Genomic DNA, 19,401 nt, shown 5'->3' with positions numbered 1-19,401 from the left:
ATGATCATATACCTACGATTGCTTCAAGAGAGCTTTAGTTTTGCTGTGAATGCGTTGCGCAATAATAAGTTAAGAACATTACTTTCTTTATTAGGTGTTACCATTGGAATTTTTTCTATTATAACTATTTTATCAGCTGTAGATTCATTGGATCAGAAAATTAAAAAGGATGTGGGGAGTTTAGATAATAGTGCAGTGTATTTATTTAAGTATTCTTTTTCACCTACGGATGTTCCTGATTGGAAAATAGAGCAATTTCCTAAAGTTACCTATGATGAATATCGTTATTTGAAAGAGAATACCTCTAAAATAGAAGGGATTTGTTATCAGTATTTTACCAAACGTGAAACTGTGAAGTTTGAGGATAAAACAATGACTAACGTAGGAATTGTACCTTGTACTTATGAGTATATAGATATTAACAAATTAGATTTTTTAGAAGGACGGTTCTTTAATGAACAAGAGTCTAATTCGAGTACTGGTGGTGTGGTAATTGGAGCTGAAGTAGCACAAACTCTTTTTGATGGTATGTCAGCAATAGGGAAAGAAATTAGAATATACGGACAGCGTTTTAAAGTGTTTGGGGTTTTAAGAAAAGTAGGGAATCGTATGATTAATTTTGGGGAAAATCCAGATGGGAGTGTATATCTTAATTTAAATAAAGTACGAGCTCTTTATAGTGATAATAATGAAAAGTTTATGCCTGTTATTATTATTAAACCCCTTGAAGGAGTAAGTGAAGCGGAAGTGAAAGGTGAAATTGTTCAAAAAATGAGAACTTACAGAGGGTTAAGTCACGGGCAAATCAATAATTTCTTTTTGAATTTTATAAAAGGAGCAACTGATATGTTGGATGGGTTAATTTCGCAGATGAATTTGATAGGTTGGATAATAGCTGGTTTTTCTTTACTAGTTGGTGGTTTTGGTATTGCTAATATTATGTTTGTATCGGTAAAGGAACGTACAAATTTAATAGGAATACAGAAATCCTTGGGAGCTAAAAATCGTTTTATTTTACTGCAATTTTTGTTTGAAGCAATTGTTTTATGTTTAATTGGAGGTGTAATAGGGATTATATTTGTTTGGTTAGTTACTTTAGGGTTGACACAGGTATTAGATTTTGATTTTGTTCTGAGTTTCTCAAATATCTTATTTGGAACATTTTTAGCTATTATTATTGGTTTAATAGCTGGGATATTACCCGCTATTTCGGCCTCAAAATTAGATCCTGTAGAGGCAATTAGAAGTGGAATGTAGTTTTTCTTAGATTTGGTTGATTCTTAAATCTTGTTTTACATCAAGTTTATATTGAAATTAGTTATTTAAAAAAAATATATTGTCGAGGGTCAGCAGTATGTATTACCGTAGCTTTAATATATTTGAAGAAATAAAGGTGTTTTTATACCATTTAAACTTTGAAATACCCTTATAATATTATTTTTTTAACCTTGGGACTGTCTAAAAAGTTCGCAATCTTTCGCCCAAAAGGAGAAATTACATAATGTTGATTGTGGGACTCCTCCTTACGTAGGAGTAACAAACTGCATGTTGATTTAGGTACTATCCTACAAAAGCAATAAGAATTAGTGTTGATTCTCGATGCGCTTCGCACTCGAACTAATGATGATTTCAATTATATACTCAATCGTTTGTTAGGGTTGTTTTAAAATGAAAAAAACATATCGAGAATTTTATTTTTTAATCTAGTATATTTTAAGTTTAAATGGTATTAGAATTAGAGTAGGGAAACACAGATATCTTTAAAAGAAGAATTGTCGTTAAAAAAAATACTTCGTTTGATTCTTTTTATAGATAGAGATTCAAACGAAGTAATAGAGGTGAAGCAAAAAACAGAATGTTGATAATGAACCTTCTTTTGATTATTGAAGATGTAATTAAAAATGTTAAACTGCTTTTTGGATAACTTCTTTAATTATCGTATTTCTTGATTTAAAATCAAATCAATATATAGATTTATTTTGTTTTTAAGATCTTTTCTATGTGAAATAAAATCTAAAAATCCATGGTCTAGTACAAATTCAGATGTTTGAAATCCTTCAGGTAAATCTTTTCCTGTAGTGTCTCGTACTACACGAGGTCCAGCAAAACCTATTAACGCTCCAGGTTCAGCTATGTTAATATCTCCTAACATGGCGTATGATGCAGTGGTTCCACCTGTTGTAGGGTCTGTACATAATGAAATGTAAGGGATTTTTGCGTCTGCCAATTGAGCTAATTTAGCAGATGTTTTGGCTAATTGCATAAGTGAATAAGCAGCCTCCATCATGCGCGCTCCTCCTGATTTTGAAATCATGACAAAAGGGATTCTGTTTTTGATAGCATGGTCAATACCACGTGCAATTTTTTCGCCCACAACAGCTCCCATAGATCCACCAATAAAGGCAAAGTCCATACAACAAACCACAAGATCCTTTCCTTTTGATTTTCCTACTCCTGTGCGTACAGCATCTTTAAGTTGCGTTTTTTTAATGGTATCAACTAAACGATCAGAATATTTTTTAGAATCGACAAAGTTTAAAGGGTCTTTAGCTGTCATATTAGCATCTAACTCAGTAAATTGATTGTTGTCAAATAGTATCTGGAAATATTCAGCACTTCCTATACGTACGTGGAAATCATCTTCAGGACTTACCCATAAATTTCTGGCTAACTCATCAGCGTCTACAATTTTTCCTGTAGGCGATTTGTACCATAAACCTTTAGGCACATCCATTTTTGCCTCAGTAGGAGTCGTAATTCCTTTTTCTTTTCTTTTAAACCAAGCCATAATTAGTTATGAGTTTAAAGTTATAAGTTTGAATTGTTGGTTTAATTCATAACTATAACTGATAATTAAAGAGTATTTATGTTATTTAAGTCGGCAAAAGCCTGTTCTAATCTTTTATTGAAAGTTATTTCGCCTTCACGAACCCATTTACGAGGGTCATAGTGCTTTTTATTTGGAGCATCAGTACCTTCTGGATTACCAATTTGAGTTCGCAAATAGTCAATTTTAGAAATTACATAGTCGCGTATTCCTTCGGTGAATGCAAATTGTAAATCAGTATCGATATTCATTTTAATTACCCCATAAGAAATAGCTTCTCTTATTTCTTCAAGTGTAGAACCTGATCCTCCATGGAAAACAAAGTCTACAGGGTTATTTCCTGTATTGAATTTGTTTTGAACGTATTCTTGTGAATTTTTAAGTATTTTAGGAGTTAGCTTTACATTTCCAGGTTTATATACACCATGTACATTTCCAAAAGCAGCAGCAATTGTAAAGCGGGGCGATATTTTCATTAATTCTTCATACGCATAAGCTACCTCTTCTGGTTGTGTATAAAGTTTTGAGCTATCCACATGCGAATTGTCTACGCCATCTTCTTCACCACCTGTAATACCTAATTCTATTTCAAGAGTCATGCCCATTTTGCTCATTCTAGCTAAATATTCTTTGCATATTTCTATATTTTCTTCTATAGGTTCTTCTGATAGGTCAATCATGTGTGAAGAAAATAAAGGTTTACCTGTTTCTGCAAAATGTTTTTCAGAAGCGTCTAATAAACCATCAATCCAAGGAAGTAAATTTTTAGCGCAATGATCCGTATGTAATATAACGGTAGCTCCGTAAGCTTCTGCTAAAGTGTGGATGTGTTTTGCTCCAGCTACTGCGCCTAAAATAGCGGCTTGTTGTCCGTCATTAGAAAGACCTTTTCCTGCGTTATAAGCAGCACCTCCATTAGAGAATTGAATAATTACAGGGGCTTTTAATTTTGCGGCTGTTTCTATAGTTCCATTAATAGTACTAGAACCTACTACATTCACCGCGGGTAAAGCAAACCCTTTTTCTTTTGCATAGTTAAAAATTTCTTGTACTTGATCACCAGTTGCTACACCTGATTTTATGTTGTGTGTCATTTGTTTGTTTTTTTAAAAGATGGACAAAATTACAAATTTATTTAGAATGGATAATTAATGCCTATATTAAATTGAGATTTATTTATGTTGAATTCTGTTAACCAACGACTTCCTTGATTAAGATTGGGTGAATATGTTTTGAATCCCCAATCTAATCGTAGTATGAAAAAATTAAAATCATAGCGATAGCCTATTCCTGTTCCTAATGCAAGACCTTCTAAAGATTTAATATTTTTAAATACTTTTTCTTCGTCTATTTCGTATGCTTTTCCAATATTGGCATTCCAGATGTTGCCGCAGTCAGCAAATAAAGCGGCATGATGCTGACCTAAAATGTTAAAACGGATTTCAGTGTTAAATGCTAATTTCATATTTGCTTCGTTGAAATCATTTATTGTGTTTGATATTCCTGGGCCTAAACTATATGATTGCCAAGCGCGATTATCATTAGCACCTCCTGCAAAATAACTTCGAGTAAAAGGGATAGAGTTTGAATTTCCATAGGGTATTGCAAGTCCTCCAAAGGCTCTGAAAGCTATATATACATTATTTCTTAAATCCCAGTGTTTAATATATTCTAATTCTCCTTTTATATATTGTGAGTATTCAAGTCCTAATATATTTCGATGTCCATTAGCATTTTTAGGTCTTTTACTTATGTCAGCTATGAAGGACATAATATTTCCTGTTGATTCCAGTTTTGTCTTAATACTGTAAAACTCTTTATCAGAAATATCTGTTTGGGAGGTTTTGTTGTAACTGATGCTACTAGACAGAATGAGATTGTTTTCGGTTAATCTTTTTTTTCTTTCTAGAATACTTTGAATTGTTCGTAAGTCTTGAATATTTTCATTTAGTTCAGGATAAAGCCCTTCAAAAACATATTTCATGAATAAATCAGGTCCTCCATTTTCTATTGATAAATTATTTTGATCGTCGACTATTTCTGGATAATGATTGTATCGTTTAGCAAGCTGATTGAGTTGTTCATAACTTGATGTGTATACATTGAAGTAATTATTGATGTTAACGTTTTTTATATATTGTAAATTCGCTAAATCTAATTTAAAATTAGTTTTAGGAGAAGGAGTCCAACTGTAATTTATAGTTCCTGTAACACTTTCTTTATCCAAACCAATATTAAGTTGTTTTGAAAAACCAGCACTTATAAGAGTACTAGGAAACATAGATTTAGGGATAATGGATTTTGTGTTAAGAGGAAAAAATATTCTAGGAAATGATAATTTTAAATCTGCTCCATATTCTTGAATATTGAAAAATAATTTTTTTGGATTTGCAAAATCTTTAGATGATCCTAGATTTCCTTTTATTCCAATTTCTAAAATTTCAGCCCCTCTAAAAATATTATTTATAAGAACAGATGTGTTTCCTGTAATACCAAAATCTTGTATGTTAGAATGAGTAAAATCAGCACTTGCTCTAAAACTAAATCGTTCTTTAGGGATAAGTGTAATGTTAGTTGTAAGAGTTTTATCTTTAGAATTTTCTGTAAAGATGATATTAGGGAAATTAAATACACGTAGATTGCTTAAAGAACGTAATGTTTGTGTTCTATTAAAATCGCTAAAAACACTATCTTTTTGTATGAAAATAGCATCTGTTATAGCTTTGGCTCTATGTCTAATTTTTTCGTTACTATAAAAATTGTAACTTTTATAGGTTAGACTGTCTTTGATCTCCTTTATAAAAAAACCTTTTTTAGGTTTGTTAATTATATTGATTTTTATATTTCCTATTTTTTTTATTTCATAAGGTTTTGTAATTGTAGAATCTCCTTTTTTTACTTTTCGATCGGTTATTTTTATTGTTACAGGTACTTTGTAATCAGCTGTGTCAATTTCAAATTCAATATTTTGTTGTTGAAAATCATATATGCCATTGTTTTTGAAGTACTGAGTGAGCCTATTTATTTCATTGCTAAAATCACTTTCTTTATACTGTTTTTTTTGTTTAGTATAGGATTTTTGTGTTGTTTTTTTATATAAAGAGTCAATAGATTTATTGATTATGTTTGTATGGATTGTATCTAAAATATAAGGTCTGCCCTTTTTTACGGAATATTCAATAGTTGCTTTTTTGTTTTTTAGATAATTAATTTTATAGGAAGATTTGGCGCGCAGATAACCTTGGTTTTGATACCAAGCTTCTATGTTTTTTGCATTTCTAATTGTTTTAAGAGAATCTACCAAAAAAGGAGGCTCTCCTGTTTTTTTAAGAAAATTATGAATCCCAGAATAAAAAAAAGATTTTCCTAGTCTATGAACCTGCTTTTCGGATAGCCATTTGGATAATCTTTTGTATTTTTTTGGATTATCTAATGTATTTTTTTTAAAAAGAGAGTCTGTATGTTCCTTTGCTAAATTATATAGATGTAATCTTAAATTAAAACCTAAAATAAAGCTGTTAGGTTGTTGATTTATTTGTTCAATAATTCCATCTTCATTAGTTTTGAATTTGATACCATCAACTTCTAAAGTGTTCTTAATTAATAAATGTCTTTTAGCAGGAACTTTTTTTACCGTGCTACATGCGGTATAAAGTACTGCTAATACAATAATTATTGATATTTTTGTAGGGATTTTGTTCAAATCAAAAAAATTAATTCAAAAATACATTTATGCTTAGCAAAAACCAAATAAAACTTGTCTCTAGTTTACAACAAAAAAAATACAGGAAAGAATACGGCTTGTTTTTAGCGGAAGGAATCAAGGTTATTCGTGAACTTTTAGAATCTAAGTTTGAGCTAGAGTATTTGTATATGACAGAAAATTTATTTGAAGAATTGCCTGCTAAATTTAAAATGTTAGTGTCTGTTGCTGAATTAAATAAAATGAGTGCTTTAAGTACAGCAAATAATTGTTTAGCTTTATTTAGAATTCCAAAAGATCAATTGTTGAAAGAAACAGGACTTATAGTAGCACTGGATGATATTAGAGATCCAGGTAACTTGGGTACGATAATTAGACTTTGTGATTGGTTTGGTGTTGCTCAGATTGTATGTACTAAAGAAACGGTAGATTTATATAATCCAAAAGTGGTACAGGCCACCATGGGATCTATAGCTAGAGTTGATGTTCATTATATTGATTTAGAATCATTTTTGAGTACAACAAAACTTCCTATTTATGGGGCTTTTATGGAGGGTAATAATATATATAAAGAAGAGCTTTCTAAGCAAGGTATAATTGTTTTAGGTAATGAAGCAAACGGTATTTCCAAAAAAATAGAAAATAAAGTTTCGCATAAAATAGCAATACCTCAATTTGGCGATTTACAAAAAACGGAAAGTTTGAATGTAGCTACAGCTACTGCAATAGTTTTAAGTGAGTTTAAGAGGACTTTTTAATGAAAAGCAAAATTTATGAAAATACCCCTTGTATTCATACTATCAATATTTCCAGTCCATGGACTATTAGGATTGTTGTCAGGGATTATTTCATTATTAAACCCGAAAATGCCTCTTATAGAAGGTGAAAATTTAAAATATTCAAGATAAATGTCAATACCAGCTCCTAACTCATAGTTATTACTCTGTTTAATCATTCTAAAGCGGTTAGCAAAATTATCATCTAGAGATTCAGCGTTGCTAGATAAATTGATAGATCTAGAAATACCGCCTACTATATAAGGTTTGATATTTCCTGTACGTTTTGATGAAAATTTCAAAAGAAGGGGGAAATGAATGTAAGTTGATTTTGCTTCTCTGAGTTCATCTCGACTTTCTTTCATATTAGGAAAATGAAGATTTCTTTGTCCGTAATGTAATCCTGGTTCAAAACGTAAATCAATATGTTCGTGTAGCCTTAGGTTGGCTATTAGTCCTACATTAAAACCTGTTTGACTATCTACAATAACATCTTGTCCATTTTGCTTTTTGCTGATTTTAAAATCATAATTATTAAATCCTAAGAAAAAACCAAAATGAATTCGCTGTTTATCAAAATTAGCTAGATTGATTAATGGTTTTTTTGCAAACATGTGTTTGGTAAAAGGAGATTGACCTAAAACAGGAAATGCAAATAGTAATAATATTAAATATTGTTTCATTTTTTATTTTTTTGAAGCAGAATAAATTGTCGCAACTCCCATAGTTTGTGGAGCATGCTTTACATCTATAAACCCAATTTTTTGTAAAATATTGTTTAACGTTTCTCCATAAGGAAAAATAGATGCTGAATCTGCTAGATAACGATAAGCTACTTTGTCTTTAGAGAATATTTTTCCTATTAAAGGCATAATCGTTTGAGTGTAAAAATGATAACCTTGTTTAAAAGGGAATTTTTCAGGGACAGAAGTTTCTAGAATAACAAAAATACCTTCTGGTTTTAATACCCTGTAAATTTCGGAAAGACCTTTTTCTAAATTCTCAAAATTTCGAATGCCAAAACTTACTGTTATAGCATCAAAGCTGTTCTCCTCGAAAGGAATATTTTCAGAATCGCCTAATATGAGTTCAATTTGATTAGATAACCCCTTTTTGTTTATTTTTTCTCGACCAACTTCTAGCATTCCTGCAGAAATATCTAAACCTATAATTTTTTCAGCTTTTGTATCTTTCATTAAGATGGCTAAATCCCCTGTTCCTGTAGCTATATCTAGTATTTTTTTAGGACGAATAGTGCTTACTAATTTTACAATATTTTTTCGCCACTGCACATCTATCCCGAATGAGATCACGCGATTTAAGCTGTCGTATTCATGAGATATCGTATCAAACATTTTAGATACTTGTTCTTTTTTGCTTGAGTCAGAATTTTTATAAGGTTTTGTACTAATTGACATAAGAAAATATTTGAAGCAAATATAAAATTTAATTTTGAATGAGGAATAAGGTTGTTGATTGATAAATAAGAGGCGTGAAAATTGAGGCTTATTTATTGTTGTGTTCTTTTGGAGAAGAAAAGTTTTTTGAAATGTTAAACTCAATTAATGTTATTTTGAAATAATACATATTTAACCTAAATTATGAGTAAAGAAGGGGGAAAATAAAATGAAGGAAATTTTTCTTTTGTAGATGTGGTTTTATTATACTAAGGATAAAAATAAGAGTGCTTTTTAGGTTCAAAAATTTTTTGTTTGTGATAAATTTTTATCACCTAATACCATCTAACTTTGAAATTTCCTCATAATACTATTTTTTTAACCTTGAGACTGCCCAAAAAATTTGCAATCTTGTCATTTCGACCAAAGGGAGAAATCACATAATATTGATTATCAAACTCCTCCTTACGCAGGAGTGACAAACCGCATGTTGATTTATACCATCTAACTTTGAAATTTCCTCATAATACTTTTTTACCCCTGAGACTGCCCAAAAAGCTGACAATCTTGTCATTTCGACCAAAGGGAGAAATCACATAATATTGATTATGAGACTCCTCCTCACGCAGGATTACGCAGGAGTGACAAACCGCATGTTGATTTATACTATTTAAACTTTGAAATTTCCTCATCATACTATTTTTTTAACCCTGAAACTGCCCAAAAAGCTGACAATCTTGTCATTTCGACCAAAGGGAGAAATCACACAATGTTGATTATAAGACTCCTCCTCACGTCGGAGTAACAAACCGCATGTTAATTTAGACACTATCCTACAAAAGCAATAAAAATTAGTCTTGATTCTCGATGCGCTTCACGCTCGAACGAACGATGATTTTAATTATATACTCAACCAGAATCCTCCGAAATTTAAGATCAACATCAAAGATTATTTTTTGTAAATTTGACAAAGAAAACAAGTTGAGAACATGAAGGCAAAATACATCAATCCCTTTACGGATTTTGGGTTTAAGAAGATATTTGGGGAAGAAGCCAGTAAAAACCTACTTATCGACTTCCTCAATGCCTTGTTGCCAGAATATGACCAGATCAAAGAACTTTCTTTTAAAAACACCGAGCAACTCGGGCAGAGTGACCTCGATAGAAAAGCCATCTACGACATCTATTGCGAAAACGAAAAAGGCGAAAAATTCATCGTAGAACTCCAAAAAGCCAAGCAAAACTACTTCAAAGAAAGAACCATCTATTACTCCACATTTCCCATTAGAGAACAAGCCGAAAAAGGCGAATGGAACTATAATTTGAAAGCGGTTTATTGCGTAGGTGTTTTAGATTTCACCTTCGACGATTACGAAACAGAACCCGAAAGAAGCGAAGTAGTGCATACCATCAAACTAAAAAACCAAAACGGAAAAGTATTTTACGATAAACTGACCTATATCTACTTAGAAATGCCCAATTTTGACAAACAGGAAAACCAATTAAATTCCCGTTTAGACAAATGGTTATATTTCATCAAAAACTTGGAAGATTTTCAAAATATTCCCACAATTTTCAAAGACGAAGTATTTACCCAAGCCTTTGAAAAAGCAGAATTGGCAAATTTCGGGCAATTAGATTTAGACAAATACGAGAGCAGCCTTAAAGTTTACCGAGATCTAAAAGGCGTTATCGACACTGCTTTCGACGAAGGAAAGATGGAAGGATTAATTGAAGGAAAGATGGAAGGATTAATTGAAGGAGAAATAAAAGGAGAAATAAAAGGAAAAATTGAAGGAAAAATTGAAGGAAAAATTGAAGGAAAAATTGAAGGAAAAATTGAAACGGCTAAATCCTTAAAAAGATTAGGTGTTTCAGTAGAAATCATTACGCAGGCAACAGGCTTAACCAAAGAAGAAATCAACAAATTATAATAAGGCACTACCGCCAACAGCTAAGGTTTCGTTGGGCTCGAAGAGCTAACAATCAAACTCGTGTTGAAAGCAACTGCTTACACTTTCGCTCACTATGGGGATTTATAGGTAAAAATTTAAGAATATACAAGAGGCATAAACGCCTCTTTTTTTGAAGTTATTTTATTTTGTTTTTTTACACCATCTAACTTTGAAATTTCCTCATAATACTATTTTTTTAACCTAGAGACTGCCCAAAAAATTCGCAATCTTGTCATTTCGACCAAAAGGAGAAATCACATAATGTTGATTATAAGACTCCTCCTCACGCAGGATTACGCAGGAGAAAGAAACCGCATGTTTATTTATACCATTTAAACTTTGAAATTTCCTTATAATACTATTTTTTTACCCCTGAGACTGCCCAAAAAGCTGACAATCTTGTCATTTCGACCAAAGGGAGAAATCACATAATGTTGATTATAAGACTCCTCCTCACGCAGGATTACGCAGGAGAAACAAACCGCATGTTGATTTATACCATCTAACTTTGAAATTTCCTCATAATACTATTTTTTTAACCTTGAGACTGCCCAAAAAATTTGCAATCTTGTCATTTCGACCAAAGGGAGAAATCACATAGTATTGATTATAAGACTCCTCCTCACGCAGGATTACGCAGGAGAAACAAACCGCATGTTGATTTATACCATCTAACTTTGAAATTTACTTATAATACTATTTTTTTAACCTAGAGACTGCCCAAAAAGCTGACAATCTTGTCATTTCGACCAAAGGGAGAAATCACATAATGTTGATTATAAGACTCCTCCTCACGCAGGATTACGCAGGAGAAACAAACCGCATGTTGATTTATACCATCTAACTTTGAAATTTCCTCATAATACTATTTTTTTAACCTTGAGACTGCCCAAAAAATTTGCAATCTTGTCATTTCGACCAAAGGGAGAAATCACATAGTATTGATTATAAAACTCCTCCTTACGTCGGAGTAACAAACCGCATGTTAATTTAGACACTATCCTACAAAAGCAATAAAAATTAGTCTTGATTCTCGATGCGCTTCACGCTCGAACTAACGATGATTTCAATTATATACTCAACCAGAATCCTCCGAAATTTAAGATCAACATCAAAGATTATTTTTTGTAAATTTGACAAAGAAAACAAGTTGAGAACATGAAGGCAAAATACATCAATCCCTTTACGGATTTTGGGTTTAAGAAGATATTTGGGGAAGAAGCCAGTAAAAACCTGCTTATCGACTTCCTCAATGCCTTGTTGCCAGAATATGACCAGATCAAAGAACTTTCTTTTAAAAACACCGAGCAACTCGGGCAGAGCGACCTCGACAGAAAAGCCATTTACGACATCTATTGCGAAAATGAAAAAGGCGAAAAATTCATCGTAGAACTCCAAAAAGCCAAGCAAAACTACTTCAAAGAAAGAACCATCTATTACTCCACATTTCCCATTAGAGAACAAGCCGAAAAAGGAGAATGGAACTATAACTTGAAAGCGGTTTATTGCGTAGGTGTTTTAGATTTCACCTTCGACGATTACGAAACAGAACCCGAAAGAAGCGAAGTAGTGCATACCATCAAACTAAAAAACCAAAACGGAAAAGTATTTTACGATAAACTGACTTATATCTACTTAGAAATGCCCAATTTTAACAAACAGGAAAACCAATTAAATTCCCGTTTAGACAAATGGTTATATTTCATCAAAAACTTGGAAGATTTTCAAAATATTCCTACAATTTTCAAAGACGAAGTATTTACCCAAGCCTTTGAAAAAGCAGAATTGGCAAATTTCGGGCAATTAGATTTAGACAAATACGAGAGCAGCCTTAAAGTTTACCGAGATCTAAAAGGCGTTATCGACACTGCTTTCGACGAAGGAAAGATGGAAGGAAAGATGGAAGGAAAGATGGAAGGATTAATTGAAGGAGAAATAAAAGGAAAAATTGAAACGGCTAAATCCTTAAAAAGATTAGGTGTTTCAGTAGAAATCATTACGCAGGCAACAGGCTTAACCAAAGAAGAAATCAACAAATTATAATAAGGCACTACCGCTAACAGCTAAGGTTTCGTTGGGCTCGAAGAACCAATAATGAATTGTAATCACTGAACACAAAAAAACAAATAAAAACAAAGTGAAGTAAACCCGTGTTGAACGCAACTGCTTACACTTCCGCCCACTATGGGGATTTCAAACTAAAATATATTCACTACTGTTATCATCAAAATAAGTGGTTTTTTTATCTTTAATTACATATCGTCTAGATGATCCTCTAAAAATCACCTCTTTTTTAGGTGTGATTTCTAAAGCACAATAACTATATAAATAGTTATATTTATAATCTGGATCGTAATCATACTCTTCAAAGGCATAATACGTGCTTTTGCTACAGGATATTAACACTGTGAAAATGAGTAAAATAATAATTCTTTTCATTATTGTATAGTTTTTAAAACCGTAATACGTTCTCCTTTTTCTTGCATGATGTTCCATTGTTTTTGGGTATAGGATTTGCGTTCAAAATCGGGGTTAATATCCGATGAATTTGCTTTTTGGTAATAATCCATATAGTTGTCTAAGGTTTCTGATTGGGTTTTCCAGTTGGGATAAACGACTAAACCATCAGCCGTTTCTTTTTCTGTTTTTAAAACTTTAAGTTTATTTTTTAACTCTTCTTTGGTTTGCGCTTGTGTTGCACTCAATTCTTGATTTGAGTCTAAATAAAACTGATGGTTTTCTTCGGATATTAATGCGCCTTCATTTTTAGGGTTTTTTTAAGGTTAATACGGTTTATCAACGTGTAATATTTTGCCCCCAAATTTTCTAGGATCTTTAAAATGTGCGTATTTTAACCTACGACATTTCCTTTTAAATTTATTATAGTCTATCTTTTTTACTTTCACTAAATAAGGTGGAAACCAAGGGATGTTAGCGTATTTAAAACCTATATCTTCTTTAATAAAATTTTTCATCATATTATTATTTAATGCAAAAAGGGTATCCGTTTTAGCATCTCTATACATATAAGATATATATTCTTTATCCCAATTTTTTGAATTATAAAATTCGTTAATAGGTCCTGGTTTAAATACGTATTTATTCGTTTCTATTTCATAAACACTAGGTGAAAAATAATCACAATAAGAAGGTCTTCTACAAAAATCTATACCATATTCACTTATATAAGATGCTTCTTTATCGCTATATATATATATATATATATATTCACTGCTATTATCATCAAAATAAGTGGTTTTTTTATTATAAATATAATACTCATTAGATGCGCCTCTAAAAATCACCTCTTTTTTAGGTGTGATTTCTAGGGCGCAATAACTATGTAAATAGTTTATTCTAAAATCTGGATCATATTTGTATTTTTCATATACATAATACGTGCTTTTGCCACAAGCTATTAATGTCATAAAAGTAAGTAATACAACAATTTTTCTCATTGTGTTATAGTTTTTAAAACCGTAATACGTTCTCCTTTTTCTTGCATGATGCGCCATTGTTTTTGGGTATAGGATTTGCGTTCAAAATCGGGGTTAATATCCGATGAATTTGCTTTTTGGTAATAATGCATATAGTTGTCTAAGGTTTCTGATTGGGTTTTCCAGTTGGGATAAACGACTAAACCATCAGCCGTTTCTTTTTCTGTTTTTAAAACTTTAAGTTTATTTTTTAACTCTTCTTTGGTTTGCGCTTGTGTTGCACTCAATTCTTGATTTGAGTCTAAATAAAACTGATGGTTTTCTTCGGATATTAATGCGCCTTCATTTTTAGGGTTTTTTTAAGGTTAATACGGTTTATCAACGTGTAATATTTTGCCCCCAAATTTTCTAGGATCTTTAAAATGTGCGTATTTTAACCTACGACATTTCCTTTTAAATTTATTATAGTCTATCTTTTTTACTTTCACTAAATAAGGTGGAAACCAAGGGATGTTAGCGTATTTAAAACCTATATCTTCTTTAATAAAATTTTTCATCATATTATTATTTAATGCAAAAAGGGTATCCGTTTTAGCATCTCTATACATATAAGATATATATTCTTTATCCCAATTTTTTGAATTATAAAATTCGTTAATAGGTCCTGGTTTAAATACGTATTTATTCGTTTCTATTTCATAAACACTAGGTGAAAAATAATCACAATAAGAAGGTCTTCTACAAAAATCTATACCATATTCACTTATATAAGATGCTTCTTTATCGCTATATATATATATATATTCACTGCTATTATCATCAAAATAAGTGGTTTGTTTATCATAAATATAATACTCATTAGATGCGCCTCTAAAAATCACCTCTTTTTTAGGTGTGATTTCTAGGGCGCAATAACTATCTAAGTAGTTTATTCTAAAATCTGGATCATATTTGTATTTTTCATATACATAATATGTGCTTTTGCCACAAGACAATAAGATACTAAACGTTAGTAATGCAATAATTTTTCTCATTGTGTTATAGTTTTTAAAACCGTAATACGTTCTCCTTTTTCTTGCATGATGCGCCATTGTTTTTGGGTATAGGATTTGCGTTCAAAATCGGGGTTAATATCCGATGAATTTGCTTTTTGGTAATAATCCATATAGTTGTCTAAGGTTTCTGATTGGGTTTTCCAGTTAGGATAAACGACTAAACCATCAGCCGTTTCTTTTTCTGTTTTTAAGACTTTAAGTTTATTTTTTAACTCCTCTTTGGTTTGCGCTTGTGTTGCACTCAATTCTTGATTTGAGTCTAAATAAAACTGATACTTTTCTTCGGATATTAATGCGCCTTGTGTTTGCAAATTCCCTAAAATGGCATTTAGAAAGAAATTTTCAAAAAATTCTCCTGGGCGATTATATTCAATAGCTCTTTTAATCGAATTATACAAATGTTATGCGTTAGTTCCACTTTGTATAGGTTGAGGTTCATCTTTGCTACTTATTTTTTTTTCTAACTCTTTAATTTCAGTTTCAATATCTTCTTTATACCGTTTATTCTTGATTCTTTTTTCATATTTGCCAAGTAATTCTTCAAACGAATGTTCCAATCCTAAACTATGTCCTAGCTCGTGCAGTATCGTCGTAATATTATCAGCGGCTTTAAGTCCTGAATCAAAAATATAACACACTCCTGAACCAAGTGCTGAATACGCATGAACGGTATCGATAATCATTTGCCCTGAACTATCAGCCTCTGCTGTGCTGTTATCTCCCCCGCCGTGTATATCCTTACTATAAAACAAATGAAGGGTATTGTGTTTGTTAAGGGGTAACGTTCCACCATTTTGCTTGTATTGTTGTTTTAGTTCTAGATACTTACTATACTCAGCTTGTACCTTAGGGTGGTTCCAAGCCTTAGTAACAATTTTTTCTTGGTGTTTTTTTTGTGCATACACTAAATCTTTGCCTAATTTATAATCAAATTCTTTATCAAAAGTTGCTAATAATTTTTGTTCCTGCCGTTTTATTTGTATTTCTAATTCAGCTGGATTACCTGCTCCCATTTTTTTTAAAGCATAGGTATATTTTGATTCGATTAATTTGTTAAAATCTTTGGTTGAATCATCATCCTTTTTTTTCTTTTTTACATACATCAAATCATTCAATTCAAACAAATGCCCTTTATCCATAAAATCCTTTTTGTTAACTATAATTTTTTGGGTTTTGGGGGCCAACTCGCCATAAATATAAGCTTGGTTAAAAGAGTTGTTGTTAAACTTTTTTTCCAGTTCTTTAAAAAGTGGGGCATTGGGTATGCTAACAACATTTAGATTTTCTTGGCTTGAAAAAACAATTTCTACAGGTTGTATAATGGTACTATACCGTTTAGCATTTGCCTTTATAATTAACTGCCCTAATACAAAAACATCGCCTTCTGCAATAGCCGTGATAACCACATCTTTATCAAAAGGTTGTAAACACTCAAGCGTTAAGGCTTGTGGGCTAACATCATTTATTGTAAGGGTCAGGGTATCATTTCCTACTATTTTTATGGCAGTAGGGTTTGAACTGCTAAAGCGTACTTTGCTAGCATTTTTTAGTTTTGTTTTGGATTCTTTTGCTAGTACATATACAGTTATCGTACTTTTTTTGTTGTCTTGATTGCCTTCTACACCTGGCGGATACATACTGGCGTAGGCACTCAGGTGTATTTTTTCGTCTTTTACAAGTTCCTCTTTAGGAACAGTATGTAGTAAAGGCTGATAGTCTGAATAAGTACCCTCTGCACATACTTGGCTCTCAAATTTGTCAAAGCCAAATTCTCCTTTATAAAACAAGTCTTTGTTGCCATATTTTCCCTCTGAATGCAGTTTTGAACGGTAAAAATGTATACAAGCAGGAAATATACTGGATTCTATTTCTAATTTAGGAGGTTGTTGGGGGTCTCCATATACTGTACCTTCTTTTGCGTTTTCTATAATTTTACCGTTAGAGTGAAACTCTATACCTTCTTTTGCAAATATCCTATAGGTGCCGCCCGTAATCTTAATTAGATTACCGCCTACAATTCTTGTTCTTGACATAATTAATGGGTATTGGTTTTTTCAGCAGCATTCTTTCTTAACCCAGCGTCGCTGTGTAGTTCCGTGTTTTGTTCGCTTTTACTTATTGCTTTTCCTGCCGCTACTTCATTTCTTTCCTTTTTAGATTCGGTATGCACATTTCCTTGAATGACCTCTACTAATTTACCCGTTACATGAGTCATCATATCCATTCCTATATACGTGTTTTTTAGACCTCCTATACTTTCTGTAGATGTACCACTTATGGTATCATTTTCGTTCAATGCTACCAGTTTATACAAATTCCCTCCTATAGTTATCGTAACATCATTACCTACCATTATATTAAAGTTTTTAGGGATATTAAGTGTAGCATTGCCTTGTCCATCAAATTGTAAGTAGTTACCATCTGGGGTGCTTTGTTTCCAGCTTCCTTCGGCATCGTTTGCAAGGGTTTCTATACCGCTACGGGTTTTTATGGCTTTTACATCATTGCCGCTAGTATGGTACCCACTGGTTTCGCTTCCGTTATAATGAGTGCCTAGTACAAAAGGTTTTTCTGCATTGCCGCTTTCAAAACCTACAAGGACTTCTTCGCCTATTTCGGGGATAAAATGAAATCCTTTGCCCGAGCCTACGTGCGAATTAGTCACACATAAATATGAGGTTGTTTTCCAAACGTTCCCAAGATTTACTCTTCCTAGTCTTTGGATTCTTAACGAGTCTAGCGGATAGTGTATCAAACAAGGATTAATGTTTACTTACTGCAAATAAAAATTAAAATATTTGAAAAGGTTATTAGTTTTAAACTCATTTATATCCAATTCAAAACTCTCTTCTCTTAAAAAATTATCTTTAGAATAACCTTTTTCGTTAAGTGCTATATATATTAGATTGTTATTTTTTTTAAAAAGTAAAATTAAATATACATCATGTAAGTTGTTTTTACATGTTACTGATTCTATTGTGAATATACCTTGACTTTTATCTCTGTAATAATTAAATAATATATCGGAAACATAGTTCTTTTGTTCTTGAGTTAGCAACTGTTTTTTTAAATAATTTTTTTCATCCGAAAAATAGTCATCCGTTACGTCCTCTTGATGTTTTGGTATTGCAATAAAAATAGAATCATATTGTTTAAAAGGAAATAGATTCAACCTAATGTTTGCTGGAATATTAAACATTTTAAAAGTTTTTGTGCTTTTAAAGTTTGTAGGAAATTTAAATTTATCATTCTTTTTAAATAGTATTTTATTGTGCAATTTTTTATATTCCTTTTTACAATATTTTGATTGAATTGAATTTAAGTTTTGACTAAAAACATAGCTTATATTAATCGTTAATAAGCTTATTATGATAATTTTTTTTAATTTCATTTTTCCAATTTTTATATTCAATTTCATTACTGTTTTTTAAAAACCAATTTTTAACTTTTTTTGAATAATACAGTATTACATATATATAATCTTGACCTTTTGTATAAAAATTTCTCTCTATTAGTTTATAAGGAGTTTTACCAGTGCCTTTTAAAACCAAATCCTTATTTGTAATAACAACTTTTTTTTCTGCTGTATCAAAATATTTCCAACCCAGTTTGTTATCCCATGAGTCTGTTAACGGTATATTTAATATTGAACCAACACCTGAAACATCGATACCTTGATATTTGTATGTAATTGAATACCCAATAGTAGTTAAATTAGTATTTCCAAAAAATTTTATTTTTTTTTCTGTTAAATTGCCTAATGCTTTCAGAGTTTCATCAGTATCGGCCTCATCACAGGCGATTGAGAAATAATTCCCATTATCTGAAATAGACGAAATCATTTTTTTTAAATATAAATATCCTATAAAATATTTCCTTTCAATACCATTTTTATAAAGAAATTTAGAACGTTCATGCATAATATCTGCGACTATTTCAATATCTAAAGATTTTTCATCATTTGATAATGCATCAAATACATTAGGAATATATTCGCAAATCATCTTCTCGTTTAGTTTGATTTTTTCTATATCATTAGTAATTATTGATGAATACAAACCACCATGATGAATCAAAGCAATATTATTAATTTCTTCAAATTCATTTAATATATTTTTTAAATCACTAATATGATTCAAGCGTCTAATTTCCCAATTAAATTGTATTGTGTCTGAAAATTGAGTATATGATAGATTTTCAAAACAAATTAAAATGTTTGTTTTAAGTTTTACATTTAATTCTTTATTTTGA

Annotated in this window: 19 protein-coding genes; 4 read left to right on the top strand and 15 right to left on the bottom strand. The window is 31.3% G+C overall.

The features are described from left to right. A complete protein-coding gene (locus tag AWN65_RS11830) occupies positions 1–1,257 on the top strand; it encodes an ABC transporter permease (protein ID WP_060383353.1) in 1,257 nt (418 codons plus the stop codon). A 676-nt stretch (positions 1,258–1,933) separates the two neighbouring features. Here the strand turns inward: AWN65_RS11830 and accD are convergent. The 3 genes from accD to tamL form a co-directional block, all read right to left on the bottom strand. Then, the gene (gene accD / locus AWN65_RS11825) at positions 1,934–2,788 is read right to left on the bottom strand and encodes an acetyl-CoA carboxylase, carboxyltransferase subunit beta (protein ID WP_060383352.1); all 855 of its coding nucleotides are present in this window, start codon (positions 2,786–2,788) and stop codon (positions 1,934–1,936) included. A 65-nt stretch (positions 2,789–2,853) separates the two neighbouring features. Then, entirely contained in the window at positions 2,854–3,921 is a 1,068-nt protein-coding gene (gene fbaA / locus AWN65_RS11820; protein ID WP_060383351.1) for a class II fructose-bisphosphate aldolase, read from the bottom strand. A 41-nt stretch (positions 3,922–3,962) separates the two neighbouring features. Continuing rightward, on the bottom strand, positions 3,963–6,530 hold the full coding sequence (gene tamL / locus AWN65_RS11815) for a translocation and assembly module lipoprotein TamL (RefSeq protein WP_060383350.1): 2,568 nt from the start codon (positions 6,528–6,530) through the stop codon (positions 3,963–3,965). A 29-nt stretch (positions 6,531–6,559) separates the two neighbouring features. On the opposite strand from tamL, the gene AWN65_RS11810 reads away from it, so the two are divergent. Beyond that, positions 6,560–7,288, top strand: a complete 729-nt coding sequence (locus tag AWN65_RS11810) for a TrmH family RNA methyltransferase (RefSeq protein WP_060383349.1) — start codon at positions 6,560–6,562, stop codon at positions 7,286–7,288. Here the strand turns inward: AWN65_RS11810 and porT are convergent. Then, positions 7,285–7,989, bottom strand: coding sequence for a type IX secretion/gliding motility protein PorT/SprT (gene porT, locus AWN65_RS11805; protein ID WP_060383348.1), 705 nt, complete (start codon positions 7,987–7,989; stop codon positions 7,285–7,287). The genes AWN65_RS11810 and porT overlap by 4 nt on opposite strands. 3 nt (positions 7,990–7,992) lie before the next feature. Continuing rightward, positions 7,993–8,724, bottom strand: coding sequence for a bifunctional demethylmenaquinone methyltransferase/2-methoxy-6-polyprenyl-1,4-benzoquinol methylase UbiE (ubiE, locus tag AWN65_RS11800; protein WP_060383347.1), 732 nt, complete (start codon positions 8,722–8,724; stop codon positions 7,993–7,995). A 968-nt stretch (positions 8,725–9,692) separates the two neighbouring features. On the opposite strand from ubiE, the gene AWN65_RS11795 reads away from it, so the two are divergent. Both AWN65_RS11795 and AWN65_RS11790 read left to right on the top strand, forming a co-directional pair. Further along, the gene (locus AWN65_RS11795) at positions 9,693–10,637 is read left to right on the top strand and encodes an Rpn family recombination-promoting nuclease/putative transposase (protein WP_060383346.1); all 945 of its coding nucleotides are present in this window, start codon (positions 9,693–9,695) and stop codon (positions 10,635–10,637) included. Between the two features lie 1,179 nt (positions 10,638–11,816). After that, entirely contained in the window at positions 11,817–12,701 is an 885-nt protein-coding gene (locus tag AWN65_RS11790) for an Rpn family recombination-promoting nuclease/putative transposase (protein WP_060383345.1), read from the top strand. 150 nt (positions 12,702–12,851) lie between these two features. Here the strand turns inward: AWN65_RS11790 and AWN65_RS11785 are convergent, their stop codons facing one another. From AWN65_RS11785 to AWN65_RS11740, 10 genes are all read right to left on the bottom strand, one after another. After that, positions 12,852–13,097, bottom strand: coding sequence for a hypothetical protein (locus tag AWN65_RS11785; RefSeq protein WP_060383344.1), 246 nt, complete (start codon positions 13,095–13,097; stop codon positions 12,852–12,854). Further along, positions 13,097–13,363, bottom strand: coding sequence for a hypothetical protein (locus tag AWN65_RS11780; RefSeq protein WP_060383343.1), 267 nt, complete (start codon positions 13,361–13,363; stop codon positions 13,097–13,099). Before AWN65_RS11780 ends, AWN65_RS11785 begins: the two co-directional genes overlap by 1 nt. Positions 13,364–13,441: 78 nt before the next feature. Continuing rightward, positions 13,442–14,116 carry a hypothetical protein gene (locus AWN65_RS11775; RefSeq protein WP_060383342.1) on the bottom strand — a complete coding sequence of 225 codons (675 nt, stop codon included), beginning with the start codon at positions 14,114–14,116 and terminating at the stop codon, positions 13,442–13,444. Then, complete coding sequence (locus AWN65_RS11770; RefSeq protein WP_060383341.1) at positions 14,113–14,382, bottom strand: hypothetical protein; 270 nt, start codon at positions 14,380–14,382, stop codon at positions 14,113–14,115. The genes AWN65_RS11775 and AWN65_RS11770 overlap by 4 nt, the downstream gene beginning before the upstream one ends. 78 nt (positions 14,383–14,460) lie before the next feature. Beyond that, a complete protein-coding gene (locus AWN65_RS11765) occupies positions 14,461–15,129 on the bottom strand; it encodes a hypothetical protein (RefSeq protein ID WP_060383340.1) in 669 nt (222 codons plus the stop codon). Then, positions 15,126–15,548 carry a hypothetical protein gene (locus tag AWN65_RS11760; protein WP_060383339.1) on the bottom strand — a complete coding sequence of 141 codons (423 nt, stop codon included), beginning with the start codon at positions 15,546–15,548 and terminating at the stop codon, positions 15,126–15,128. The genes AWN65_RS11765 and AWN65_RS11760 overlap by 4 nt, the downstream gene beginning before the upstream one ends. A gap of 3 nt (positions 15,549–15,551) precedes the next feature. Further along, positions 15,552–17,183 carry a zinc metalloprotease gene (locus tag AWN65_RS11755; RefSeq protein ID WP_060383338.1) on the bottom strand — a complete coding sequence of 544 codons (1,632 nt, stop codon included), beginning with the start codon at positions 17,181–17,183 and terminating at the stop codon, positions 15,552–15,554. Between the two features lie 2 nt (positions 17,184–17,185). Next, positions 17,186–17,905 carry a phage baseplate assembly protein V gene (locus AWN65_RS11750; protein ID WP_060383337.1) on the bottom strand — a complete coding sequence of 240 codons (720 nt, stop codon included), beginning with the start codon at positions 17,903–17,905 and terminating at the stop codon, positions 17,186–17,188. Positions 17,906–17,923: 18 nt separating this feature from the next. Continuing rightward, positions 17,924–18,541 carry a hypothetical protein gene (locus AWN65_RS11745; protein ID WP_138425104.1) on the bottom strand — a complete coding sequence of 206 codons (618 nt, stop codon included), beginning with the start codon at positions 18,539–18,541 and terminating at the stop codon, positions 17,924–17,926. Then, entirely contained in the window at positions 18,498–19,289 is a 792-nt protein-coding gene (locus tag AWN65_RS11740) for a hypothetical protein (RefSeq protein WP_158447614.1), read from the bottom strand. The genes AWN65_RS11745 and AWN65_RS11740 overlap by 44 nt, the downstream gene beginning before the upstream one ends. Positions 19,290–19,401: the final 112 nt, after the last annotated feature.

Origin of the sequence: Flavobacterium covae (assembly GCF_001534645.1) — a bacterium.
Lineage (GTDB): Bacteria > Bacteroidota > Bacteroidia > Flavobacteriales > Flavobacteriaceae > Flavobacterium > Flavobacterium covae.
Note: the sequence above shows the minus strand (reverse complement) of the source record. Positions and strands in the feature narration are given on the sequence as shown.